General features: G+C 75.4%; 19 protein-coding genes, 2 tRNA genes and 1 pseudogene. 11 read left to right on the forward strand and 11 right to left on the reverse strand.

All coding sequences use genetic code 11. The features are described from left to right. Positions 1 to 272: 272 nt before the first annotated feature. Positions 273 to 1238: pseudogene (locus ACFVFS_RS02900) on the reverse strand (LysR family transcriptional regulator); the annotation flags it as partial. Between the two features lie 361 nt (positions 1239 to 1599). Between ACFVFS_RS02900 and snpA (ACFVFS_RS02905) the strand changes: the two are divergent. From snpA (ACFVFS_RS02905) to ACFVFS_RS02920, 4 genes are all read left to right on the forward strand, one after another. Next, positions 1600 to 2250, forward strand: coding sequence for a snapalysin (gene snpA / locus ACFVFS_RS02905; protein WP_380619350.1), 651 nt, complete (start codon positions 1600 to 1602; stop codon positions 2248 to 2250). Between the two features lie 163 nt (positions 2251 to 2413). Continuing rightward, positions 2414 to 3043 carry a snapalysin gene (snpA, locus tag ACFVFS_RS02910; RefSeq protein WP_380619352.1) on the forward strand — a complete coding sequence of 210 codons (630 nt, stop codon included), beginning with the start codon at positions 2414 to 2416 and terminating at the stop codon, positions 3041 to 3043. Positions 3044 to 3253: 210 nt separating this feature from the next. Further along, positions 3254 to 3910: a pentapeptide repeat-containing protein gene (locus ACFVFS_RS02915; protein WP_380619354.1), complete on the forward strand. Its 657-nt coding sequence runs from the start codon at positions 3254 to 3256 to the stop codon at positions 3908 to 3910. Positions 3911 to 4112: 202 nt separating this feature from the next. Next, the gene (locus tag ACFVFS_RS02920) at positions 4113 to 6227 is read left to right on the forward strand and encodes a phosphocholine-specific phospholipase C (protein ID WP_380619356.1); all 2115 of its coding nucleotides are present in this window, start codon (positions 4113 to 4115) and stop codon (positions 6225 to 6227) included. A gap of 23 nt (positions 6228 to 6250) precedes the next feature. On the opposite strand, the gene ACFVFS_RS02925 is transcribed toward ACFVFS_RS02920, so the two are convergent. After that, positions 6251 to 7048, reverse strand: coding sequence for a phosphoribosyl-dephospho-CoA transferase MdcG domain-containing protein (locus ACFVFS_RS02925; protein ID WP_380619358.1), 798 nt, complete (start codon positions 7046 to 7048; stop codon positions 6251 to 6253). A 206-nt stretch (positions 7049 to 7254) separates the two neighbouring features. Here ACFVFS_RS02925 and ACFVFS_RS02930 point away from each other — a divergent pair, with 206 nt between their 5' ends. Next, entirely contained in the window at positions 7255 to 7521 is a 267-nt protein-coding gene (locus tag ACFVFS_RS02930; RefSeq protein ID WP_380619360.1) for a hypothetical protein, read from the forward strand. Between the two features lie 61 nt (positions 7522 to 7582). Here the strand turns inward: ACFVFS_RS02930 and ACFVFS_RS02935 are convergent, their stop codons facing one another. Continuing rightward, positions 7583 to 10807 carry a S41 family peptidase gene (locus ACFVFS_RS02935; protein ID WP_380619362.1) on the reverse strand — a complete coding sequence of 1075 codons (3225 nt, stop codon included), beginning with the start codon at positions 10805 to 10807 and terminating at the stop codon, positions 7583 to 7585. A gap of 224 nt (positions 10808 to 11031) precedes the next feature. Between ACFVFS_RS02935 and ACFVFS_RS02940 the strand changes: the two genes are divergently transcribed. Beyond that, a complete protein-coding gene (locus ACFVFS_RS02940; protein WP_380619364.1) occupies positions 11032 to 12714 on the forward strand; it encodes a chitinase in 1683 nt (560 codons plus the stop codon). 42 nt (positions 12715 to 12756) lie between these two features. Here ACFVFS_RS02940 and ACFVFS_RS02945 read toward each other — a convergent pair whose 3' ends face one another. Continuing rightward, positions 12757 to 13119, reverse strand: coding sequence for a MerR family transcriptional regulator (locus ACFVFS_RS02945; RefSeq protein ID WP_376089121.1), 363 nt, complete (start codon positions 13117 to 13119; stop codon positions 12757 to 12759). Between the two features lie 65 nt (positions 13120 to 13184). Here ACFVFS_RS02945 and ACFVFS_RS02950 point away from each other — a divergent pair, with 65 nt between their 5' ends. Then, positions 13185 to 14453: an MFS transporter gene (locus ACFVFS_RS02950; RefSeq protein ID WP_380619366.1), complete on the forward strand. Its 1269-nt coding sequence runs from the start codon at positions 13185 to 13187 to the stop codon at positions 14451 to 14453. Positions 14454 to 14472: 19 nt separating this feature from the next. Here the strand turns inward: ACFVFS_RS02950 and ACFVFS_RS02955 are convergent, their stop codons facing one another. Further along, positions 14473 to 15183, reverse strand: coding sequence for a response regulator (locus ACFVFS_RS02955; protein ID WP_380619368.1), 711 nt, complete (start codon positions 15181 to 15183; stop codon positions 14473 to 14475). Continuing rightward, positions 15180 to 16370: a sensor histidine kinase gene (locus ACFVFS_RS02960; protein WP_380619370.1), complete on the reverse strand. Its 1191-nt coding sequence runs from the start codon at positions 16368 to 16370 to the stop codon at positions 15180 to 15182. Before ACFVFS_RS02960 ends, ACFVFS_RS02955 begins: the two co-directional genes overlap by 4 nt. Positions 16371 to 16555: 185 nt before the next feature. On the opposite strand from ACFVFS_RS02960, the gene ACFVFS_RS02965 reads away from it, so the two are divergent. Both ACFVFS_RS02965 and hemC read left to right on the forward strand, forming a co-directional pair. Then, on the forward strand, positions 16556 to 17308 hold the full coding sequence (locus tag ACFVFS_RS02965) for a DUF2306 domain-containing protein (protein WP_380619371.1): 753 nt from the start codon (positions 16556 to 16558) through the stop codon (positions 17306 to 17308). A gap of 17 nt (positions 17309 to 17325) precedes the next feature. After that, positions 17326 to 18261, forward strand: coding sequence for a hydroxymethylbilane synthase (gene hemC, locus ACFVFS_RS02970; RefSeq protein WP_380619372.1), 936 nt, complete (start codon positions 17326 to 17328; stop codon positions 18259 to 18261). A gap of 59 nt (positions 18262 to 18320) precedes the next feature. Here the strand turns inward: hemC and ACFVFS_RS02975 are convergent. Together ACFVFS_RS02975 and ACFVFS_RS02980 are read right to left on the reverse strand one after the other, a co-directional pair. After that, positions 18321 to 18394, reverse strand: a tRNA-Lys gene (locus ACFVFS_RS02975). 73 nt (positions 18395 to 18467) lie between these two features. Further along, on the reverse strand, positions 18468 to 19376 hold the full coding sequence (locus tag ACFVFS_RS02980; protein WP_380619374.1) for an NADP-dependent oxidoreductase: 909 nt from the start codon (positions 19374 to 19376) through the stop codon (positions 18468 to 18470). A 192-nt stretch (positions 19377 to 19568) separates the two neighbouring features. On the opposite strand from ACFVFS_RS02980, the gene ACFVFS_RS02985 reads away from it, so the two are divergent. Further along, positions 19569 to 21152 (forward strand): Na+/H+ antiporter, encoded by a 1584-nt coding sequence (locus ACFVFS_RS02985; protein ID WP_380619375.1) that lies wholly within the window; start codon positions 19569 to 19571, stop codon positions 21150 to 21152. Between the two features lie 268 nt (positions 21153 to 21420). After that, positions 21421 to 23082, forward strand: coding sequence for a glucose-6-phosphate isomerase (pgi, locus tag ACFVFS_RS02990; RefSeq protein ID WP_380619376.1), 1662 nt, complete (start codon positions 21421 to 21423; stop codon positions 23080 to 23082). A 190-nt stretch (positions 23083 to 23272) separates the two neighbouring features. Here pgi and ACFVFS_RS02995 read toward each other — a convergent pair. From ACFVFS_RS02995 to ACFVFS_RS03005, 3 genes are all read right to left on the reverse strand, one after another. Further along, a tRNA-Lys gene (locus ACFVFS_RS02995) sits at positions 23273 to 23346 on the reverse strand. A gap of 101 nt (positions 23347 to 23447) precedes the next feature. Next, on the reverse strand, positions 23448 to 23975 hold the full coding sequence (locus tag ACFVFS_RS03000; protein WP_380619377.1) for a bifunctional DNA primase/polymerase: 528 nt from the start codon (positions 23973 to 23975) through the stop codon (positions 23448 to 23450). A 144-nt stretch (positions 23976 to 24119) separates the two neighbouring features. Further along, on the reverse strand, positions 24120 to 24527 hold the full coding sequence (locus ACFVFS_RS03005; RefSeq protein ID WP_380619379.1) for a hypothetical protein: 408 nt from the start codon (positions 24525 to 24527) through the stop codon (positions 24120 to 24122). Positions 24528 to 24734: the final 207 nt, after the last annotated feature.

The raw sequence follows: 24734 nt of genomic DNA on the forward strand, positions 1-24734 counted from the left end.
CCCGAGACCTCCCGCGGCTGCCCGTCGCGGGGGTGCTCCTCGGCCCGGCCGTCGGTCCGGTGCGGCGGGCCGGGCCCGTTCGCCCCGCCCGTCGCGGTGCGGAGCGGACCGAGGAGCGCCGGGTCGCCCGGCGGTGGGCCGCCCGACGCCGAGCCGTTGGCCGCCGAGCCGCCCGACGCCGAGCCGTTGGCCGCCGGGCGGTCGGCCCCCGCACCGCGGAGCGCCGACCCGTGGAACACCGGTCCGTTCGCGCGGAGCGGGTCCAGCGGGGGCGGCCCCAGCAGGGTCCGCAGCACCTCGTCGTGCCCGGTGAGCCAGGACCGGTACACCGGGCTGGCCTGGGCGAGGTCCAGGTAGGCCGCCTGCAGCTCCTCGTACAGCGCCTCGCGGCCCGGCGGGCCGAGCGCCCGCGGCCGCCAGACCAGCAGCAGCCGCACGGCCAGCGGGTCGCCGTGCAGCCGCCGCACGACGCTGCCCGGTCCGGGCAGCGAGGTCGGCTGGCAGGGTCGGACCGCCTCCCCGGAGGCGACCAGTTCGGCGGCGGTGGTGTTGTCCCGCACCTGGACCACCCGGGGGTTGAGCCCGGCGGCGCGGAACACCCGGCGCATCGCGGCGTACTCGTGGTCGGCGGTGGGGTCGACCATCCAGGTGTCCTCGGCGAGCTCGGCCAGCCGGACCACCGGCCGGGCCGCCGCCGGGTGGCCGGCCGCGAGCGCGACGAACTGCGGCTCGCGGGCGAGCAGCACCCGGTGCTCGGCGTCCGGGGGCAGCCGCAGCGGGAAGCCCTCGCTCTCGTGCACGAAGGCGACGTCCAGCTGGTCGGCGGCGATCATCCGGAGCAGGGCGTTGGCCGAGATGTCGATCTGGATGGTGGTGTCGGTCTCCGGCAGCCGGTCGTGCAGCCGGCGCAGCCAGGCGGCCACCGCCCGGCTGCCGACACTGCCGATCCGCAGCCGCCGGGCCCGCTCGCCGCCGGCCGCCTCCCGCGCCTCCTGGCGGGCGGCGGCCACCAGCGCCGCCATCTCGGCGATCACCGGTCTGGCCCGGGACAGCACGGAGTGGCCGAGCGCGGTGGGCCGGCTGCCGGTCTGCTCCCGGGTGAACAGCGTGCCGCCGACGGCCCGTTCGATGCGGTGCAGCTGGGTGGTGAGCGACGGCTGGGTCATGCCGAGCCGCAGCGCTGCCTTGCGGAGGCTTCCGGTGTCGGCGATCGCGCACAGCACCCGCAGGTGTCTCACGTCGAGCTCCACATCGGGGAGCGTAACGGTCGAAACGGGCTGACGCCAGGGACATGACAGGCGGTTGGGTCGGCCGGTGCGCCGACGGCGGCCCCACCGCCGGGATCCACCGGCCCGAGGACCGGCCCGAGGACCGGCCCCAGGGCCGGACGGACGGCCGGACGGACGGCCGGACCAACCGCCGGGCGGCCCGCCCTCCACCTGCCCCGCGGGGCGCGGTGATTGGCCCGGGCTATCGCCGGTTGACATCATCCGCCGGGCCGCCGGCCTGGCCGAAGCTCTGGGGGCAGCAAGCATTCATCCGATACCCCGCGGCCCGGCCCCCACCGGCCGCGGGGCACTCGCGAATCGGAGCCCCCACATGAACCGTGTCCCGCGCACGCTCTCCGTCGCGCTCGGACTGGTCCTGGCCGCGGGAACGGCCGCCCTGCCGACCGCCGCCGCCACCGCCGCCCCGGTGAGCGCCCCCGACGCCGGCACCGTCGGGCACTACACCCCGGGCACCGCCGTGAAGGGCGCGGGCAAGGCGGACGACCGGGCGTTCTTCGAGGCCGTCATGAAGTCCGCGCGGGCCAAGCAGGCCGCCAACCCGTACCTGCTGGCCGTCACCGTGACCTACGACGCGAGCAACGCGCCGTCCTTCGCCTCGGTCATCGCCCAGAGCGCGCAGATCTGGAACGGCTCGGTCGGCAACGTCCGGCTCCAGCAGGGCTCCAACGCCGACTTCGCCTACTACGAGGGCGACGACCCGTCCAACGGCTCCTACGCCAGCACCGACGGCCACGGCAGCGGCTACATCTTCCTCGACTACACCCAGAACCAGCAGTACTCCTCGCTGCGCGTGACCGCGCACGAGACGGGCCACGTGCTGGGCCTGCCCGACCACTACTCGGGCCCGTGCAGCGAGCTGATGTCGGGCGGCGGCCCCGGCCCGTCGTGCACCAATCCGTACCCGAACAGCGCCGAGCGCAGCCGGGTCAACTCCCTCTGGCGGTACGGCCTGGCCGGCTGACCCGGCACCCCGCCGCCCGCCGCTCCGGCGGGCGGCCCCTGACGCGCGCCGCCCGGGCGACCCCTCCGACCGGGCGGACGCGGTTCCACCCGCACCACCGTCGTTCCCCGTGCGCGCGAGCGCACCGCCTCCACCCCTCATTCCGTGAAACGGGAGCCCCCACATGAACCGTGTCTCACGCATGTTCTCCGCCGCCGTCGGTCTGGCCCTCGCCGCCGGCCTGGCCGCCCTTCCGACCACCGCCGCCGCCGCGCCGACCCAGGGCTACACGGCGTCCGGATCCGCCTACGCGGGCTCGGCGACCGAGGACGCCAACAACAAGGCGTTCTTCGAGGCGGTCATGGCGTCGGCGCGGGCCAAGCAGGCCGCCAACCCGTACCTCCTGGCCGTCACGGTGACCTACGACGCCAGCAGCGCGCCCACGTTCCGCAACCAGATAGCCCAGAGCGCGCAGATCTGGAACAGCTCGGTCACCAACGTGCAGCTCCGCTCGGGCTCGGCCGCCGACTTCCGCTACTACGAGGGCAACGACTCGCGCGGCTCCTACGCCAGCACCGACGGCCACGGCCGCGGCTACGTCTTCCTCGACTACGCGCAGAACCGGCAGTACAGCTCGCTGCGGGTCGTCGCGCACGAGACCGGGCACGTGCTCGGCCTGCCGGACCACTACTCGGGCCCGTGCAGCGAGCTGATGTCCGGCGGCGGCCCCGGCACCTCCTGCACCAACCCGAACCCGAACAGCACCGAGCGCAGCCGGGTCAACACCCTCTGGCGGAACGGCCTGGCCGGCTGATCCTCCCGCACCGCAGTGACGGCCCGGTCGCCGGAACCCCGGCGACCGGGCCGCCCCGCGTGCGTTCCCGCCCCTCGCGGCGCACACGAGCAGGGCCGGCGGTGGGCGCCCCACCGTGCCACCGCCGCGCCCGCCCGGCCCGGTTGTCGGTGCCCCGTGCGAGCATGCGGACCAGGACCCGTCCGCCGTCGACCGCGAGGTGCCCCCGTCATGCCCCAGCACGTCCCCGACCGCCTGGAAGACCTGCCCTACGCGGACCACCTGACCCGGCACACCGGACCGCTGCGCAGCGACGGGCGCTACGACACCGTCCACTTCGACGGCGGCGAGTACACCGACCAGACGGGGGCCGGCGCGGCCTTCCTGGAGTCCGCCCTCACCGGCGTCGCCCTGAGCGGCGTCAAGCTCCGCCAGGCCCGGTTCAACGAGGTCTGGGTGCAGGCCGGCCGCTGGGTGGCCTGCGACCTCGCGGACAGCGAGTGGCAGGACAGCGCGGTCACCGGAGGCGTCCTGGCCGGCATCGCCGCGCACGGCTCGGCGCTGCGCCGGGTGGTGTTCCGCGGCTGCAAGCTGGAGGCGGTCAACCTGCGCGCCGCCGTGCTGCGCGACGTCGTCTTCGAGGACTGCCTGCTGCGCGACGTCGACTTCGGCGACGCGAAGCTCACCGATGTCGCCTTCCCCGGTTCCACCCTGGAGGAGATCCGGCTGCGCGGCGCCACCCTGAGCAAGGTCGACCTGCGGGGCGCCGTCGCCCTCGGCCTGCCCGACGGCCACCAGGGCCTGCGCGGCGCCCTGATCAGCTCCCTCCAACTCATGGAACTGGCGCCCCAGTTCGCCCAGGCGCTGGGCATCACGGTGAAGGACTGACCGGGGCCGGGCCGGCGACCCGGGTGCGGCTGCGGACCGACCGGCGTTCAGCTCCCGGTCGTTCGGTGACGGCCGGGAGAACAGTCCGCCAACCCTGCCGCCCGCCCCTGGTGGGACGATTCGGCGCGGGTGGAGGATGCTGCGCGATCGAGTGGGCCCCGACTTGTGTGCACAACATCGCCAGAAGGGACGGGCTGGGCTGATGGCCGAGCTGAGTCGTAGGAAGTTCGTGACCCTGTCCGGCGCCGCCGCCGCGGGTCTCGCCGTGGCCGGCGCCGGCACCACCGGAGCCGGAGCGGCCCCCGCCGCCGACGCGGCGGCCGCCACGCCGGCGGGCGCACCGACCGTCGCGCCGTCGGCCGCGCTGTCGCAGACCGGCACCCTCGCCGACGCGCGGCACATCGTGATCCTCATGCAGGAGAACCGCAGCTTCGACCACTACTTCGGCATGCTGCGCGGGGTGCGCGGCTTCGCCGACCGCTCCGCGATCCAGATCGCCGGCGGCTACTCCGTCTTCAACCAGCCCAACGGCCTGCTGGCCCGCCAGTACCCGTGGCAGTTCAGCCTCACCAAGCCGGCCGGCGGCGCCGACCCGGAGCGCCTGGCCCAGTGCAACGGGGATCTCAGCCACGGATGGGGGGATCAGCACCGGGCCTGGAACGGCGGCAAGCTGGACTCCTGGGTGGCGGCCAAGGGCAATGTCCGCACCCTGGGCTTCCTCACCCGCCAGGACATCCCGTTCCACTACGCGCTCGCCGAGAACTGGACCATCGCCGACGCCTACTTCTGCTCGGTGCTGAGTGCCACCGGCCCCAACCGCACCTACCACTGGTCCGGCCAGATCGACCCGTCCGGCGCCGCCGGCGGTCCCGCGTACGACGGCGGCGACGAGAAGGGCCTGCGCTGGCAGACCTACGCCGAGGCGCTGGAGAACGCGGGCGTCAGCTGGAAGGTCTACCAGAACGCCGCCGACAACTACGGCGACAACGCTCTCGGCTATTTCGCCCAGTTCGCGAACGCGCCCGCCGGCAGCCCGCTCGCGGTCAAGGGGATGGGCTCCGTCCCCAAGGCCACCGGCAGGACCCCGGACGACATCGTCGCCGCGATCAAGGCCGACGTGCTGGCCGGCACCCTTCCGCAGGTCTCCTGGATCGTCCCCAACCAGGAGGTCTCCGAGCACCCGTACGCCACCCCGGCCGACGGCGCGCACTTCGTCCACAACGTGATCGACGCGCTCAACGCCGACCCGGACGTCTTCAACTCCACCGTCCTGTTCCTCAACTACGACGAGAACGACGGCTTCTTCGACCACGTCCCGCCGCCCGCCGCCCCGGCCGGCACCCCGGGCGAGTTCTACAGCGGCACCAACATCGGCCTCGGCTTCCGTGTCCCGCTGATCGCGGTCTCGCCGTGGACCCGCGGTGGCTGGGTCTCCTCCGAGGTCTTCGACCACACCTCGGTGCTGCGCTTCCTGGAGAAGTGGACGGCCGCCCTCGGCAGGCCCGCCACCTGCGTCAACATCAGCGACTGGCGCCGCCGGGTCTGCGGCGACCTCACCGGCCTGTTCGACTTCGCCAACCCGGTCTACGGCCTGCCGGCGCTGCCCGCCACGGCCGGCGCGGTGGTCGGCATGTCCACCTGCGGGCCGCTGCCCAACCCGGCCCCGGTGGACAACAAGCTGCCCGCCCAGGAGGTCGGCACCCGCCCGGCCCGCGCCGTCCCGTACCAGCCGAACGCCAACCTGGACCACCTGGAGTTCGGCTCCGCGGGCGCGATCAAGGTCTGGCTGGCCATGGCCAACCAGGGCGCGGCGGCGACGAGGTCCGCCCACTTCGCCGCGTACGCCAACGCCTACCGCAGCGGCGGCCCCTGGCAGTACACCGTCGACCCGGGCGGCAGCCAGAGCGACTTCTTCAACTGCGGCACCGGCTACGGCGGCGGCCAGTACGACCTGAGCGTGGTCGGCCCCAACCGCTTCCTGCGCCGCTTCAAGGGCGACGCCACCAAGGCCGGCCGGAACGCGGCCGTCACCTGCTCCTACGCCGTGGAGCCGGGCACCGGCAGGCCGGCCGTCTGGTTCAGGCTCGCCAACACCGGCGGCACCGCGCTGACCTTCACCGTCACCTCCACCAACTACCGCACCGACGGCCCCTGGACCTACCAGGTGCCGGCCGGCGGCAGTGTGAGCGACTTCTTCAACGCCGTCGCCTACACCAACGGCTGGTACGACTTCACCGTCACCGTGGACGCCGACAGCACCTGGTCGCAGCGGTTCACCGGCCACCTGGAGACCGGCGCCGCCAGCGTCAGCGGCTGAGCCCCGGCCCGGGCTCCACGGGCTCACCGGCCCCGGGGGAACCACGGGTCGTGGACCTCCCGGGGCCCGTACGGCGTGAGCAGGGTCAGCGTCAGCGGCGACGCCGCGTACTCGGCCAGCAGCACCGCGCCGTGCCGGGTCTCCAGCTCGGCCTGCACCGGCACCCGCAGCCGGCTGAGCGCCCGCCGCAGGTGCAGCGCGTCGCGCCGGCTCACCGGCTGCGGCGCGCGCAGCACCAGCCGCAGCGGGCTCAGCGGGCCGGCCACCGGTTCGCCGGTGGCCAGCTCGTAGCCGATCGCGCCGATCGGCCCCCAGGCCAGCCGGTGGTCGGCGATCAGCTGCCCGGCGAGCGGGAGCACCGTCAGCGCGGGGATCGCCGCCACCCGCTCGGGCGACAGCAGGGAGAGCCGTCCCGGCAGCTGCTCGGGGCGCAGCGTGCGGGCCACCGCCGCGCGGGGCGCCAGCGCGTCCAGCCGCTGTCCGCGCTGCGGCCCGCGCACCGTCACCGGCACCCAGGTCTCCGGCGCGGCCGACACGTCCCGGGTGCAGCGCACCGGGTGCGGGGTGTCCACGGGCGTGCCCGCCACGGCGGGCGCCCGCCCGACCGTCACCCAGGGGTGCGCCCGCAGCACTTGCCGCGCCCAGTCCGGCAGCCCGCCGCCGCCGAGCGGGCGCAGCGAGCTGGGGCACTGCATCAGCAACAGGTCGTGGACGCCGGGCAGCCGTCCGTCGAGTGCGGCCAGTGACCCGACCAGCCGGCGCGGTCCGTCGTGCGGGTCCTCACTCGGACGGGGGACGCGGGGGTGGGCGGCGACGGTCACGGCGGGCTCCAGGGGTGGGATCGGGACCGGCTGACGCCTTCCACCCTCCTCCCGCCCCGCCGGGACGGCTACGGCCTTTCGGCGCCCGCGACCAGGGACCAACGACTCAAACGGGTGTGCCGGCGCCCCGGCCGGGGCAGCGGGTGCGGGCCGGGCACGGCGGTGTGAGAGTGGGGGCAGTCCGGAATTCGCCCGGAGGAGGAGTCATGGGCATCTTCGACAGGTTCCGCCACAGGACGCAGCACACCGCGGAGGGGACCAGGTCCTCGCTCGACGCGGGCGCCGAGCGGGACACCACCGCGATGACCGACGCCGCGCAGCGTGCGGCCCTGGCCCACGACGAGGCCGCCGACGCCTTCAGCGCCGAGACCGAGAAGGCCCGCGAGGCGCAGGAGGCCTCCGCGGTCAGCGAGCGGGAGGCCGAGGAGCGCGCCCGCCAGGACATGACCTCCGAGGGCGACCCCTGGGGCTGACCCCGAGGGCGACCCCCGGGGCTGACCGCGGGCCGGGGCCGACCGCGGGCGCCCCCCGCGCTCACCGTTCCCGGGGCGGCAGCGGCGGCCGCCGCAGGTCCGGGCGCGGCGTGTCCGGCGGCGGCGGGACGGCGGCCGGCACGTCGTCCAGCAGCTCCAGCGCCAGCCGCACCGCCGTGACCAGCTCCGGATACCGCCCCGCGGCCCAGTCCCGGGGCGCGCGCACGACGTGCACGTCCGGCTCGACGCCCCGGTTCTCCACCGACCAGCCGAGCCCTCCGGTGAACCACGAGGCGTTCTTCGGCACCGAGATCTGCGTCCCGTCGCCGAGCTGGTGGCGTCCGGTCATGCCGACCACCCCGCCCCAGGTCCGGTTGCCGACCACCGGGCCGAGCCCGAGCAGCCGGATGGCGGCGATGATGACGTCGCCGTCCGAGCTGGTGGCCTCGTCGGCGAGCGCCACCACCGGCCCGCGCGGCGCGTCGCGCGGCCACCGCACGGGTTCCCGGCCGCGGCTGAAGTCCCAGGCCAGGACGCGGCGGGTGAGCTTCTCCAGGACCAGCTCGGAGACGTTGCCGCCGGCGTTGCCGCGCACGTCCAGGACCAGCGCGGGCTTGTCCAGCTCGCGCCTCACGTCGCGGTTGAACTGCGCCCAGCCGGAGCCGCCGAGGTCCGGGATGTGCAGGTAGCCGCACCGGCTGTCGCTGAACTCCCTGACCAGGGCGCGCCGTTTGGCCACCCAGTCCTGGTAGCGGATGGCCCGCTCGTCGGTGAGCGGGGCGACCGTGATCCGGCGGACGGCGCCGTCCGGGCCGCCCCGGCGGAGGGTGAGTTCGACGCTCGTCCCGCCGGTGCCGGCCAGCAGCGGCAGCGGCCCGCGCACCGGGTCGACGGGCCGCCCGGCGACGGCGAGCAGTTCGTCGCCGTCGCGCACGCCGTGGGTGGCGAGCGGGGCGCGGGCCCGCGGGTCGGAGGACTCGCCGGGCAGCACCCGGTCGAACAGCCAGCGCCCGTCGGGGGAGCGGTGGGCGTTGGCGCCGAGCAGGCCGAGCGGCTGCTGGGCGAGGGAGGGCCCCTCGCCGCGCCGCGAGGGGGTGACGTAGGCGTGCGAGGTGCCGAGTTCGCCGAGCAGTTCGCGCAGCAGGTCGGCGAAGTCGTCGGGGCCGGCGATCCGTTCCAGCAGGGGCTCGTACTGGGCGACCAGGGCGGGCCAGTCCAGCCCGCTCATGTCCGCGTCCCAGAACTGGTCGCGCACGATCCGGGCGGCCTCCGCGTAGGCCTGGCGCCACTCGGCGGCCGGGTGCACGGTGTGGGTGATCCGCCGCAGGTCGACGGTGGTGCCGGCGGACGGCGCGCCGACCGGGACGATCCGCAGGGTGCCGGCCGAGTAGACGGCCACCGAGCCGCCGTCGCCGGAGACCGCGTAGCCGTCGAGGCGGTCGGCGAGCGTGGAGCGGGAGCCGCGGGCCAGGTCGAAGTACTCCAGGGCGGGGCGGCCGGAGGTGTCGTCGGGGTTGGTGAAGGTCTGCCCGAGCACGCCGGAGATCGGCCAGCGCAGCCAGAGCAGTCCGCCGCGCACGGAGTCGGTGGCCGAGTACTTGCCGGCGAGCACCGGGAACGGGATCAGCCGCTCCCCGATGCCCTCGGCGTCCACCTCGACGGTGCCGTCGCCGCCGCCGTCGCCGTGCGGGGCGCCGTCCTCGTCGGGGGCCGCGAACGGGGAGGGCGTGCCGGTGGTGAGCGGGACGAGGTAGGGGCGGCAGCCGAGCGGGAAGGAGAGGTCGCCGGTGTGCACGTCGTGCACGGGGTCGAAGCCGCGCCAGGAGAGGAAGGCCAGGTAGCGGCCGTCCCGGGTGAAGACGGGCTGCTCGTCCTCGAAGCGGCCGTCGGTGACGTCGACGACCGGCGCGGGGGCGTCGGCGCGGGTGAGCCGGATGCGCCGCAGTGAGCGGCCGGCGGCCGGCTGGGACCAGGCGATCCAGTGCGCGTCGGGGGAGAAGCGGGCGCTGGTGACCGGTCCGTGGCCGGAGGAGGCGAGTTCGCGCACGGTGCCGTCGGCGGCGGTGACCAGCAGCAGCCGGCCGTCGGAGGTGGTGACCGCGAGGCGGGCGCCGTCGGGGGCGGCGGTGAGTTCCAGGACGCGGCCGATCCCTCCGGCGGCCAGCAGCCGGCGGCCGTGCTGTCCGGGGGCGTGCTCGTGGCCGGGCAGCGGCACGATCTCGACCGCGTCCTCGCCCTCGGCGTCGGTGATCCAGGCGGCCTCGCCGGTGCGGCCGAGCACGACGGGCAGCCGGGTGCGCACGCCGGGGGTGTCGGCGAGCGCCCGGGCCGGGCCGTCGCGGTGGGTGAGCCAGTACTGGCTGCCGCGCACGGTGATCACCCCGGCCCGCCCGGTGGCGTCGCAGGCGAGGTCCTTGACGTGCGAGGCGGCGCTCACCTGGTAGGGGCGCCGGCCGGCCCGGGCGCCGCCGAGCGGGACGCGCAGCCGGTGCGGGGCGGGCGCGTCCAGCCCGTCGAGCAGCCAGAGGTCGCCGGCGTGCTGGTAGACGATCCGGACGCCGTCGGTGGCGGCCTCGCGGGCGTAGTAGGAGGCGTGGTCGGTGTGCCGGCGCAGGTCGGTGCCGTCGGGGCGGCAGGAGTAGAGGTTGCCGACGCCCTCGTGGTCGGAGAGGAAGGCGATCCGGTCGCCCCCGGCGGCGGTGACCGGCATCGGCGAGGCGAGGTGGCCCGGCAGTCCGGCGAGGATCTGCTCGCCGTCCACCCAGAGCCGGCCGGTGGCGCCGCCCCGGTAGCGCTTCCAGGCGGCGGGCTCGTGCGGGGCGGCGCCGGTGAGCAGCACGGTGTGGGCCGCGCCGACCTGGGCGTCGCCGACCGGCCCCCAGGGCATCCGGCGGGCGGGGCGGCCGTCGGGGGGCAGGGCGTGCGCCCAGGTGTAGTGGCCGAAGGGCTCGTGGTACGAGGTGACGGCGAGCAGCTCGCCGTCCGGCAGCCAGCCGCGCAGCCGGGTGTCCTGGCTGCCCCAGTGGCTGAGCCGGACGGCCTCGCCGCCGTCGACGGGGGCGGTCCAGACCTCGGGGGCGAGGCTCTGCCAGGCGGTCCAGGCGAGGGTGCGGCCGTCGGGGGACAGCCGGGGGTGGCTGACCCGGGTGCGGTCGCAGCTGACCCGCCAGGCCCGGCCGGCGGCGGCTCCGGTCTCCAGCGGGGCGACCCAGACATCGTCCTCGGCGGTGAACGCGACCAGGCCCCCGCGCAGGTGGGGGTAGCGGAGGTAGCCGGGCGACGTCACCCCTCCATGCTTCGACGGGGTGTCACGCGCGGCAACCGGAAGGGCCTCCCGGCGGCCGTCGCCGGAGCCGGAACCGGTCTGGACCATTGACACCGTACGGCCGAATCCACTTCAGTGGTCTAGTCCAACTCGTCTGCCCGGCCGCGCCGTTCCCCCACCACCGGTGCGCCCCCAGGCATGCCCGGACACCCCCACGACCGCGCCCTCCGCAAGGAGTCCCCCACATGCGCAGAACCCCTGTCTCCCCGGCCCCCGCGGCCCCCCGCCGCCGCTCGCGCACCGCGCTGGCCGCCGGCACCGCCTCGGCCGTCGCCGCGGCCACCATGGTCGGCCTCACCCTGGGCCTCGCACCCAGCGCCGCGGCCGGCGAGTTCCTGGTCAACGGCGGCTTCGAGAGCGGCGCCCTCGGCCCGTGGAGCTGCACCGCCGGCACCGGCAGCGTCGTCACCGGCCAGGCCCACGGCGGCAGCTACGCCCTGGCCGCGGCCGCCTCGGCGGGCGACACCGCCCGCTGCGCGCAGACCGTCACGGTCGCGCCCAACACCACCTACACGCTCAGCGCCCACCTCAAGGGCTCCTACGTCTACCTCGGCGTGGACGGCGGCACCTCGACCTGGACGCCCGGCACCGGCGGCGCCTACCAGAAGCTGAGCGTCAGCTTCACCACCGGCGCCACCCAGACCAGCGCCACCGTCTTCACCCACGGCTGGTACGGCCAGGGCACCTACTACGCGGACGACGTCTCGCTGGACGGCCCCGGCGCGCCCAGCCCCACCGCCACGCCCACCCCCACCGTGACGCCCACGGTCACCCCGACCGTGACGCCCACCGTGACCCCGACCGTGACCCCGACGGTGACGCCCACCGGCACGCCCACCACGCCGCCGCCCGGCTCCAAGACCCTGGTGGGCTACCTGCACGCCAGCTTCGCCAACGGCGCCGGCTACACCCGGATGGCCGACGTCCCCGACTCCTGGGACTTCATCAACCTCTCCTTCGGCGAGCCGACCTCGGTCACCTCCGGCGACATCCGGTTCAACCGCTGCCCGGCCACCGAGTGCCCGACCGTCGAGTCCGACGCCGACTTCAAGGCCGCGATCGCCGCCAAGCGCGCCAAGGGCAAGAAGGTGCTGATCTCGATCGGCGGCCAGAACGGCCAGGTCCAGCTCACCACCACCGCCGCCCGGGACGCCTTCGTCAGCTCCGTCTCGGCGATCATCGACAAGTGGGGCCTGGACGGCCTGGACATCGACTTCGAGGGCCACTCGCTGTCGCTGCAGACCGGCGACACCGACTTCAAGAACCCGACCAGCCCGGTCATCGTCAACCTGATCTCCGCGATCAGGACGCTCAAGGCCAAGTACGGCCCGAACTTCGTGCTGACCATGGCGCCGGAGACCTTCTTCGTCCAGCTCGGCTACCAGTACTACGGTTCCGGCCCCTGGGGCGGCCAGGACCCGCGCGCCGGCGCCTACCTGCCGGTCATCCACGCCCTGCGCGACGACCTGACCCTGCTGCACGTCCAGGACTACAACTCCGGCTCCATCATGGGCCTGGACAACCAGTACCACTCGATGGGCGGCGCCGACTTCCACGTCGCGATGACCGACCTGCTGCTCAAGGGCTTCCCGGTGGCGGGCAACACCGCCAACGTCTTCCCGGCGCTGCCCGCCTCCAAGGTCGCCATCGGCATGCCGGCCACCACCAACGCGGGCAACGGCTACGTGGCCCCGGCCGAGGTCAACAAGGCCCTGGACTGCCTCACCAAGCTGGCCAACTGCGGCGGCTACGTCCCGAAGGCGGGCGCCCAGCCCGGCCTGCGCGGCCTGATGACCTGGTCGATCAACTGGGACCAGTTCGGCGGCCGGGAGTTCTCGAAGAACTTCGACTCCTACTTCCGCCGCTGACGGATCCTCGGACCGCTGAGTGACGGGAACCGAACCCGTCGCTCAGCGGTCCACCCGGACCGCCGCCAGGTACTCGGCGATCGCGTCCCGGTTGCGGGTCAGGCAGGCGATTCGGGTGCTCATCCCCGCCAACTCCTGCTCCAGGGTGGCGATCATCTCCGGGGTGGCGTCCTCGAAGTGGATCGCCCGGGGCTTGCTGAGGCAGGGCAGGATCTGTTTGATGATCCGGGTCGGCAGCCCCGCGTCGAGCAGCCCCCGGATCTGCAGCACCCGGTCCACCGTCGTGCCGTCGTACGCGCGGTAGCCGTTCGCACAGCGTCCGGCCACGATCAGCCCCTGCTCCTCGTAGTAGCGCAGCAGCCGCCGGGACGCCCCGGTCCGCTCGGACAGCTCACCGATCCGCATGTGCCCCACCTCACAGCCGGCCGCGTTGACCCTCACACCAATGTGAGGCTTCGAGCATAACCGCCATGCGGACCACTTCCCGGACCACTTCCCGGACCACCGACCGGCCCAGCGCCGGCGTCACCGATCCCACCGATCCCACCGATCCCACCGGACCCGGCCGGCGGACGGGCCTACCTCTGCCCGCCCTCCTCGCCCTCGCCACCGCCGTCTTCGTCACCGCCCTCACCGAGACCCTGCCCGCCGGCGTCCTGCCCGCCATGAGCGCCGACCTCGGCGTGGGCGAGTCCGCCATGGGCCAGTCCGTCACCGTCTACGCCCTCGGCACCGCCCTCACCGCCGTCCCGCTCACCGCGGCCACCGCCGGCTGGGGCCGGCGGCGCCTGCTGCTCACCGCGATGCTCGGCTTCGCCGCCGCCAACACCGTCACCGCGCTGTCCACCGACTACCCGCTCACCATGGCCGCCCGCTTCGTCGCCGGGGTCGCCGCCGGCCTCGCCTGGGCCCTGCTCGCCGGGTACGCCCGCCGGCTCGCGCCGCCCGGGCTCCAGGGCCGGGCCATCGCCGTCGCGATGACCGGAGCGCCGCTCGCCCTGTCGCTGGGCGTGCCCGCCGGGACCTTCCTCGGCACGGTGCTCGGCTGGTGGGTGGCCTTCCTGCTGATGACCGCGATCGCCCTCGGCGTGACCGGCTGGATCGCCGTGTCCGTCCCCGAGGTGCCCGGCCGGGCCCGCAGCGAGCGGACCCCGGTGCTGCGCGCCCTCGCCGTCCCCGGCGTCACCCCCGTGCTCGCCGTCACCTTCGTCTTCGTCCTCGCCCACACCGTCCTCTACACCTACATCGCGCCCTTCCTCGACCGGCGCGGCCTGGGCGGCGCCACCGGCGCGGTGCTGCTCGCCTTCGGCGTGGCCTCGCTGGCGGGCATCTGGTACACCGGCGCGCGGATCCACCGCCGGCTGCGCGCGCTCACCGTCGCCTCGACCCTGCTGGTGGCCGCCGCGGCCGCCGTGCTCGGCCTGGCGGCCGGCAGCACCGCCGCCGTGTACGCCGCCGCCGTGCTCTGGGGGCTCGGCTGGGGCGGCGTCCCGACCCTGCTGCAGACCGCCGCCGGGAACGCGGGCGGCGAGCAGGCGGACGCGGCGCAGGCGATGCTGGTCACCCTGTGGAACGCGGCGATGGCCGGCGGCGGCGTGGCCGGCGGCCTGCTGCTCGACCGGCTCGGCGCCGGCTCCTTCCCGTGGGCCGTGCTGCTCCTGCTGCTGCCCGTCCTCGCCGTCGTCCTCGCCGCCCGCACCCACGGCTTCCCCGCCCGCCGCCCCGGCGGCGCCCGGTGACCGGCGTCCCCCGACGTCCTCAGTACCCGCCGAGCGGGTCCCGGGGCGGCATCAGCCCGGCGCGGTAGGAGATGGCCACCGCCTGCGCCCGGTCGCGGGCGTCGATCTTCGCCAGGATCCGCTTCATGTGGGTCTTCACCGTCGACTCGGCGAGCACCAGCAGCGCGGCGATCTCCTGGTTGGAGCGTCCCTCGGCCGCCAGCCGCAGCACCTCCCGCTCGCGCGCCGTCAGCTGGGCGAGCCGGGTGTCCTCCGGGTGCGGCGGGGGCCGCACGCCGCCCCGGCCGACCACCTGGGCGACCAGGTCCCGGGTGACCGCCGGGTCCAGCACGGACTCGCCCGCGGCCAGGGTGTGCACCGCGTCGAGGAGCCGCTCGGCCGAGGCCCGCTTCAGCAGGAACCCGGCCGCCCCGGCCCGCAGCGCCCCCCACACGTAGTCGTCGTGGTGGAAGGTGGTCAGCACCAGCACCCGGGTGGGCAGCCCGGCGGCGGTGATCCGCCGGGTCGCCTCCACCCCGTCGACCCCCGGCATCCGGACGTCCATCAGCACCACGTCCGGCAGCAGCTCCCGGCACCGGGCGACCGCCGCCAGCCCGTCCGCCGCCTCGCCGACCACCTCGATCCGGTCGTCGCTCTCCAGCACCAGGGAGACCCCGGCCCGCAGCAGCGCGTCGTCGTCGGCCACCACCACCCGCACCCGGCCGACCGACGGCCCCCGCGCGGCCGTCACGGGACGGGCAGCTCGGCGCGCAGCCGGAACCCGCCCGGCTCGCCCGGCCCGTGCTCCACCCGGCCGCCGAGGACCGAGACCCGCTCCGCCACGCCCAGCAGTCCGCGGCCCGGGACGTACCCGGCGGGCACGCCCCGCCCGTCGTCGCACACCTCGACCGCGAGCCGGCCGGCGGCGCACCGCACGGTGACCCCGACCGACCCGGCGTCCGCGTGCTTGACCGTGTTGGTGAGCGCCTCCTGGACGATCCGGAACGCCGACACGTCCAGGCTGCGCGGCACCCGGCGGGCGGCCGGGTCGATCCGCACCCGCACCCGCAGCCCGGCCCCGCCGAGCCGCTCGGCCAGCCGCTCCAGGTCGGCGATCCCGGGCTGCGGCGCCGCGCCCTCCTCCTCGTCCGCGTCGCCCGCGCCGCGGCGCAGCAGGCCGAGCACCCGGTCGAGGTCGTCGAGCGCCTCCCGACCGGTGTGCTCCATCCCGGAGAGCAGCTCCCGGGTCCGCTCCGGCTCCCGGTCGAGCAGCCGGCGGGCGGCCCCGGCCTGGACCAGCACCACGTTCAGGGTGTGGCCCACCGAGTCGTGCAGCTCCCGGGCCAGCCGGGCCCGCTCCTCGGCGACCACCTCCCGGCGCAGCAGCAGCCGGGCGGCCTCGCGCTGCTCGCCCCGCCGGGCCGCCCCGTAGCCGACCGCCCAGCCGAGCAGCCAGAGGAACAGCACCCCGGCCGGGATCACCGGGTAGGCCCGGCCGAGGTCGGCGAAGTACGCGGCCATCCCGAGCAGCGCCGCGAACGGGCCGAACCAGGCGCGCCGCCGGGACGCGTACAGGCCGAGCGAGTAGAGGCCGATCAGGTCGGCGTACGGCGACACCGGGCTCGGCAGCACGAACAGCGCCTCCGCCGAGAGCGCGGCCGCCCCGACCAGGTACCCGGCCAGCGGCCTGCTGCGGCGCACCGCCAGCGGGCCGGCCACCGCCGCGCTCAGCGCGAGGGCGAGCGGCAGGCCGCCGTGCAGCCGGTCCGCCGCGCCGATCCGTTCGACGGCCATGAGCAGCAGGAACGCCCCGGCCAGCGCCGCGTCCCAGCGCTCGGCCGGCACCGCCCGGAGCGCGGCGACCGGCCGCCGGGACGGCGGGGCCGCCGGGATCGCCGGGATCGCCGGGATCGCCCGGGTGTACGGCGGGGAACTCATGGCGGCTCCGGTGTCGGGGCAGATGGCCGCCGCGCGGTGGTGCGGGCGCTCGGGCCGTACGGTAGCGGCGGCCGTCCGGACGGCGCATCGCCCTGGTGGGGTATTCCGGACCCCCGTTCGAGGCAGGCGGAGGGACCCCGCCGGGCGGACGCGGGCGGGCCGCCGCGGTCCGTAGCGTCCGGACCATGAACGCTCCCGACCCCCGCGCCCCGACCGCCGCCCCCGCCCCGCCCGGTCCTCCCGGTCCGCCCGCCGCTGCCGCCGCGTCCGCCGACCGTGCCGCGCCGCGTTCCGGCCGGGCCGGCCGGGCGGGCTGGTGGACGGTCACCGTGCTGGCCTTCGCCACCGCGCTGCTCACCGCCCGCTACCTGACCCTCGACCCGGAGGCCTACCTCGACCAGCAGCGCGCCGTCTACGTGGCCCACCGCCTCCCGCTCACCCTGCACGTCGGCGGCGGGGTGCTGGCGGTCCTGCTCGGCCCCTGGCAGTTCCTGCCCCGGCTGCGCGCCCGCCGCCCGCGCCTGCACCGGCTGACCGGCCGGCTCTACCTGCTCGCCGTGCTGGTCGCCGGCACCGGCGGCCTGCTGCTTGCGCCGTCCGGGCTCGTCGGCCCCGTCGCACCGATCGGCTTCACCGCGCTGGCCGTCCTGCTGCTGCTCTCCTCGGCCCTGGCCTGGCGGGCCGCGCTGCGCCGCGACCTCGTCCGACACCGGGCCTGGGCCGTCCGCTCCTTCGCCCTGATCCTGGCCGCCGCCACGCTGCGGATCTGGCTGCCGGTGATGGACCTCGCGGGCGTCCCGTTCGAGCAGGCCTACGCGACCGCCGCCTGGACCTGCTGGCTGATCAACCTGGTGCTGGCCGAGCACCTCATCGCCCGGATCCCCGGGCCCGCGCCGCGCCGCCGCCCGGGTGACCCGGCACCGGCCGCGGTGTCGTGACGACCTATCATCCAGCAATGACCACCGCAGAGTTGATCCGGATCGTCTCCCGCTCCTCGCCGATGGCGCTCGCCCAGGTCGAGCGGGTCAGGGCCGAGCTCGCCGCCCTGCACCCGGGGGTGCGCACCGAGGTGGTGCCGGTGACCACCTCCGGCGACCGCTGGATGGGCGACCTCGCCCGGCTCGGCGGCAAGGGCGCCTTCACCAAGGAGGTGGACGCCGCGCTGCTCGCCGGCGAGGCGGACCTCGCCGTCCACTGCCTCAAGGACGTGCCGGCCGACCGCCCGCTGCCGGCCGGCACCGTGTTCGCCGCCTACCTGCGCCGTGACGACATCCGCGACGCGCTGGTCCACCCCGGCGGCCTGACCCTGGACGAGCTGCCGCCCGGCACCCGGATCGGTACCTCCTCGGTGCGGCGCCGCGCCCAGCTCGCCGCCTCCCACCCGCACCTGGAGTGCGTGCCGATGCGCGGCAACGCCAACAGCCGGCTGGCCAAGCTCGCGGCGGGGGAGGCGGACGCACTGCTGCTCGCGCTGTCCGGTCTCGAACGGATCGGCGAGGCGGCGCGGATCAGCGAGGTGCTGCCGCTCGACACGATGTGCCCGCCGATCGGCGCCGGGATCCTCGCCCTGCAGTGCCGCACCGAGGACACCGCCACCATCGACGCGGTCGCCGGCCTCGGCGACCACCCGACCTGGCGCGAGGCGAGCGCCGAGCGGATGTTCCTGCACGTGCTCCAGGGCCACTGCAACTCGCCGATCGCCGGCTACGCCCGGGCCGGGGCGGACGGCCGCCTGTCGCTGCGCGGCCGGGTCTTCACCCCGGACGGCAAGCAGGTCCTGGACGCCCACGAGTGGGCCGGCTCGCTGAGCCCGGAGGACCTCGGCACCGCGACCGCCCTCGCGCTCAAGCGGCAGGGCGCCTCCGAGCTGATCGCCGCGATCCCGCACTGAGGCGGGGGCGCGAACGCCGGAAGGCCCCTCGCTCTCACGAGGGGCCTTCCGGCTGTCTGTGCGCCGCCAGGGACTCGAACCCCGGACCCGCTGATTAAGAGTCAGCTGCTCTAACCAACTGAGCTAGCGGCGCCTGCTGACGAGGAAGACATTACCTGGTCAGCGCCCGAAACACACAATCGGCCCAAAGCCCCGCCCCCGGCCGGTCAGGGGGTGAGCACGACCTTCCCCCGGACGTGGCCGGTGCCGACCAGCCGGTGGGCGTCGGCCGTCCGCCCCAGCGGGAAGGTGTCGGCGATCTCCAGCCGCAGCCCGCCCGCCTCCCAGAGGCCGACCAGCTCGGCCAGCCGGGCCGCCGTCCGCTGCCCCCGGATCCCCAGGACGCCCAGGCGCCCGGCCGCCGGGTAGTCGACCACGGTGCCGATCCGCGTCCGGTCGGCGACCAGCTCGACGGAGGCCTCCAGCGCACCGCGTCCGGCCGCGTCGAAGGCCGCGTCCACGCCCTGCGGGGCCGCCGCCCGGACCCGCTCGACCAGGCCCTCGCCGTACGCGACCGGGATCGCGCCCAGCTCCCGCAGGTAGCCGTGGTTGCGCTCGCTCGCGGTGCCGATCACCGTGGCGCCCCAGGCCCGGGCCAGCTGGACGGCGACCGTGCCGACCCCGCCGGCGGCGCCGTGCACGAGCACGGTGTCGCCCGCGCCGACCTTCAACCCGGTGAGCGCGAGGTGCGCGGTCTGCCCGGAGGCGGACAGCGCGCCCGCGTGCTCCCAGGGCATCCCGGCCGGCTTGCGCACCAGCTGGGCGGCGTCGGCCGCGACCAGCTCGGCGGCGCAGCCCAGCAGCCGGAAGCCCAGCACCTCGTCCCCGACCGCCCAGTCGTCCACGCCCTCCCCGAGCCGGTCGACCACCCCGGCGAACTCGTTGCCGGGGATCAGCCCGGGGGTGAGCTCGATGCCGGCCGGGGCCAGGCCCTCCCGGATCGCGAGGTCCACCGGCTGCACCCCGGCGGCGTAGACCCGGACCCGCACCTGGCCGGGGCCGGGGTCGGGGTCGGGCACCGCGGTCACCCGCAGCACCTCGGGGCCACCGAACCGGGGGACGGTCACTGCCTTCATCGCGGGCACTCCTGTCGGGTCCTGTCGAGCCTCGGGTCCCCCGATCCTGCGGGGTGAAGCCCACTTGAGGTCAACCCCTCCCCGGCGTGTCGTCCCAGTTGAGATCATTGTCGGATTTATCCTCGACGGCGGCCCGGGCCATGTCCGGACCCGTACCCCCGTACCCCCGCCCGCCACCGAGAGGACATCCCCGTGGGCCAGCTGCCCCTGCTCTTCCTGGTGCTGCTCGCCTCCGTGGTGACCATGCCGCTGGCCCGCCGGACCGGCGTGCCCCAACCGGTGCTGATGACCCTGCTGGGCATCGCCATGGCACTGATCCCGCAGATCCCCGACATCTCCATCGAACCCGAGCTGATCCTGCCGCTGGTCCTGCCGCCGCTGATCTTCGCCGTCGCCCGGCGCTCCTCGGTCCGCTACTTCAAGGCCAACATCCGCTCCATCCTGCTGCTCGCCGTCGCCCTGGTGGTGGTCACCACCGCCGCCGTGGCCGGCACCGTGCACTGGCTGCTGCCCGGACTGCCGATCGCCGCCGCCATCGCGCTCGGCGCCCTGGTCTCCCCGCCCGACCCGGTCGCCGCCGTCGCCGTGGCCGGCAGCGTCGGCCTGCCCCGCCGGCTGGTGGCCATCCTGGAGAGCGAGGGCCTGTTCAACGACGTCACCGCGATCGTCGTCTACTCGCTGGCCATCGACGCGGTGGTCGGCGGCGACTTCTCCGGCGGCCACGCCGTCCTGCGCTTCGTCCTCTCGGCGGTCCTCGCGGTCGTCATCGGCGTCGCCCTCGGCTGGGCCAACACGAGGCTCGCCGCCCTCCTGGAGGACCCCACCCAGCAGGTCGCGCTCAACCTGCTGGTGCCCTTCGCCGCCTACAGCCTGGCCGAGGAGATCCACGGCTCCGGCGTGCTCGCCGTCGTCGTCTGCGGGCTCTACCTCGCCGAACGGGCCGCCGACGCGGACGCCGTCTCCTACCGGCTGGTCGGCAACGCCTTCTGGGAGATCGTCGAGATCCTGATCACCGGCGTCGCCTTCGGCCTCATCGGCCTCGAACTGGCCACCGTCCTCAAGGAGGCCGGCTCCGGCTGGACCGGCATGCTCGGCGACGCCGCCGTGGTGATCGCCGTGGTCGTGGTGGTCCGGCTGCTCTGGCTGCTCCCGGCCGGCTGGCTCTCCCAGAAGCTGCGCTCCGGCTCCGAGGAGGACACCCCGATCAGCTGGCAGGAGAGCGTGCTGCTCTGGTGGTCCGGGATGCGCGGGGTCGCCACCGTCGCCCTGGCCCTCGCCATCCCGCTCACCCTCGACTCCGGCGAGGCCTTCCCGGAGCGCGGCAGGCTGGTCTTCATCGCCTTCAGCGTGGTGCTCTTCACCCTGCTGGTCCAGGGCCTCACCCTGCCCTGGCTGGCCAAGCGGTTCGAGCTCGACCTCGGCCACGACCGGCACGAGCAGCAGGTCCGCCGGCTCTGGTGGCGGGCCGCCAAGGCCGGTCTGCGCCGGCTCGGCGAACTGGAGGAGACCGACCGGCTGCCCGCCGAGGTCGCCGACCGCCTGCGGGACCGTCAGCACGACCGGCTGGCCCGGCTCTGCCCGGAGAACTACGCCGAGGAGGAGGCCGCCGAGGCCAAGCAGCGGCTCGCCCAGTGGCGTGCCGCGCACAGCGTCGAGCAGGAGATGATCGCCGCCTCCCGGCGCGAGATGCTGGTCGCCCGCGCCGAACCCGGCTCCGACCCGGAACTCGTCGACCAGGTGCTGCGCGGGCTCGACCTGCGCTCCGAACGGCGGTGACGGGGCGTCCGTCCGGGCGACCCCGCGGCGGGTCGGGCGGACGGTCCGTGACGGCCGGACGGACACCCCGCGACGCGCGTCCGAACGGCGGGCATCCCGACGGGTCGTCGTCGAACGGAATGTGCGCCCGGGGTCCCGCTGTTGCATAGGGTGGCCCCGGGCAAGGCCGTCAACGGAGTCGGCGCACCCCCAGTACCCGCACGACCTCGCGAAACCCTCCCGCCTGGCCCTGCCGGTATCTGCACCCAGACGAAACGAGGAGCCACCGATGTCGGAGACCCGCGCCGACGCCCGTACCCCGCTGGACCGCACCCCGCAGTGGGCCGCCCTCGCCAAGCACCGGGAGGAGTTCGGCGACACGCACCTGCGCGAGCTGTTCGCCGCCGACCCGGAGCGCGGCCGCCGCTACACCCTCCGGGTCGGCGACCTGCACGTCGACTACGCCAAGCAGCTCGTCACCGACGAGACCCTGGCGCTGCTGCGCGAGCTGGCCGCCGCCACCGGGGTCGCCGAGCTGCGGGACGCCATGTTCCGCGGCGAGAAGATCAACACCACCGAGCACCGGGCCGTCCTGCACACCGCGCTGCGGGCCCCGCGCGGCGCCGTCGTCGAGGTCGACGGCGAGAACGTCGTCCCCGCCGTGCACGCCGTGCTCGACAAGATGGCCGCCTTCGCCGAGCAGGTCCGCAGCGGCGAGTGGCGCGGCCACACCGGCAAGCGGATCCGCACCGTCGTCAACATCGGCATCGGCGGCTCCGACCTCGGCCCCGCGATGGCCTACGAGGCGCTGCGCTCGTTCACCCTGCGCGACCTCGACGTCCGCTTCGTCTCCAACGTGGACGGCGCCGACCTGCACGAGGCGGTCCGCGACCTGGACGCCGCGGAGACGCTCTTCATCGTCGCCTCCAAGACCTTCACCACCATCGAGACCATCACCAACGCGGTCTCGGCCCGGAACTGGCTGCTCACCGAGCTGCGGGCGGAGACCGACGCGGTCGCCAAGCACTTCGTCGCGCTCTCCACCAACGCCGAGGGCGTCGCCGACTTCGGCATCGACACCGCCAACATGTTCGAGTTCTGGGACTGGGTCGGCGGCCGCTACTCCTACGACTCGGCGATCGGCCTCTCGCTGATGATCGCGATCGGCCCGGACGCCTTCCGCGAGATGCTGGACGGCTTCCACCTGGTCGACGAGCACTTCCGCACCGCCCCGCCGGAGGAGAACGTCCCGCTGCTGCTCGGCCTGCTCGGGGTCTGGTACGGCGCCTTCTTCGACGCCCAGGCGCACGCCGTGCTGCCGTACTCGCACTACCTGTCGAAGTTCACCGCCTACCTCCAGCAGCTGGACATGGAGTCCAACGGCAAGTCGGTGGACCGCGACGGCCGCCCGGTGGGCTGGCAGACCGGCCCGGTGGTCTGGGGCACCCCCGGCACCAACGGCCAGCACGCCTACTACCAGCTGCTGCACCAGGGCACCAAGGTCATCCCGGCGGACTTCATCGGCTTCGCGGAGCCGGTCGCCGACCTGCTGCCCGGCCTGGTCGCCCAGCACGACCTGCTGCTCGCGAACTTCTTCGCGCAGACCCAGGCGCTGGCCTTCGGCAAGACTCCGGAGGAGGTCGCCGCCGAGGGCGTGCCGGCCGAGCTCGTCCCGCACAAGACCTTCCGGGGCAACCACCCGACCACCACCGTGCTGGCCGCCGGGCTGACCCCCTCGGTGCTCGGCCAGCTGGTCGCCCTCTACGAGCACAAGGTGTTCGTCCAGGGCGCGATCTGGAACATCGACTCCTTCGACCAGTGGGGCGTCGAGCTGGGCAAGGTGCTCGCCAAGCGGATCGAGCCGGTGCTGCTGACCGGCGAGGGCACGGAGGCGCTGGACAGCTCCACCGCCGCGCTGGTCGCCCGCTACCGCGAGCTGCGGGGCCGCTGACCGGCCGGGCCGGTTGCGCGGGCCGTCCGCCTCGGCGGCCGGTCCGCGCCGGTCCGGGTCCGCCCGTCCTGGGTCCGCCCGTCCTGGGTCCGCCCGGCCTGGGTCCGCCCGTCGTGGGCTCGCCCGTCCCGCGCGAACCCGGAAACGCCGGAAGGCCCCTCGCTCTCACGAGGGGCCTTCCGGCTGTCTGTGCGCCGCCAGGGACTCGAACCCCGGACCCGCTGATTAAGAGTCAGCTGCTCTAACCAACTGAGCTAGCGGCGCCTGCTGACAGAGAAGACTCTAGCAGCGGCGCGCGGTCCGGCCAAAATCGAATACCCGCACCTCCAGGCCCCCCGCCCGGGCCCGCCGCCGGCCCGGGCGGCTCAGAGCGCGTCGACGGGCTCCCGGGCCGCCCGGACGCAGGCCCAGAGGACGACGGAGGCCCCCGGCAGCCACGGCTCCCGGCTCTCCGGGGCGACGATCCACCGCCCCGGGCCGTGCCCGGGCAGGTCCGGGCCGGCCGTCGGCCGCTGCGGGGACGGCACCGTCACCGTGTCGCCCTTTCCGTGGCAGAGCAGCGGCGGCACGTCCCGGGCCCACTCCTCCCAGGCCAGCAGCCGGCGCAGCCGGGGCGCCGCCCCCGGCTGCACGAACAGCAGCGTCCGCCCCCGGACGGCCGCCACCGGCCCGCAGCCGGGCCCGGAGGCCCACAGCTCGTCCAGCACCCGGCGGCCGAACAGCGCCGGCATGCTGATCACGTCGAAGGCCCGGCCGCAGGGCAGCACCGTGGGCGCCCACGGGCGGGACTCCCAGAGGGCGCGCATGCTGCGCGGGTACTCGCTGGCGGAGGCGAGCCAGGCCTCTCCGGCCACGGTCACGTGCTCCACCGACTGATAGGTCCAGATGTCCACGGACAGCAGGGTGGGGTGTCCGGGGCATGTCCGGGAGGGAAAGCGTGGTTCGCCGGACAGCGGGGCGGGCGGGGGCGTACCCTTCCGCGTCCTCCGGCATATGCCAGGGGCGACGGGCCCGGACCTCGGGCGCCGCGGGGCGGGTCAGTCCTCGTGCCGCCGGGGCTGGAGCAGGGTACGGCCGTACTCGATCATCTTGGCCGCGTAGTCCGGCGTCCAGTCCGCCCGGCCGGCGATCTCGGCCTCGGACAGCGCGTCGAACCGGCGCGGGTCGGCCAGCTGGGCGGCCGCGACCGCCTGGAAGTCGGTGGCCCGCTCGGCGGCCGCCCGGAAGGCCAGCGCCAGCTCGGTGGAGCGGCGCAGCAGCTCGGCCGGGTCGTCGATCGACTCCAGGTCGAAGAATCGCTCCGGCTCCGGTTCGGCGGCCTGCGGTTCGAACAGCAGCTGCACCGGGCGCTGCCGCCGGCCGGGCGCCGCACCGGCGCCCGCGCCGGGACCGGCCGCCGCGGCGGGGCCGCTCTGGTCGGACGCCTGCGCATGGGAGTCGGGCATGGACGGACACCTCCGGGTGCTCGATGGGGTCGGGCGACGGATGCTCGGGTCGGGCGCCGCCCGGTCGCGGCCGCCGTCCATTGTCTCGCGGTGGCGGCCGGTAACGGAACGGTGCGCGTCCGGGCGCTATTCCCGCCCGGCGCGCCGGGGGCGCGCATCGGCCCCGCCGGCCGGCCGTGCGCCGGTCAGGACCGCCGCACGCCCGTC

The organism is Kitasatospora sp. NPDC057692 (genome assembly GCF_042799475.1).
In the GTDB taxonomy this organism is placed as follows: domain Bacteria; phylum Actinomycetota; class Actinomycetes; order Streptomycetales; family Streptomycetaceae; genus Kitasatospora.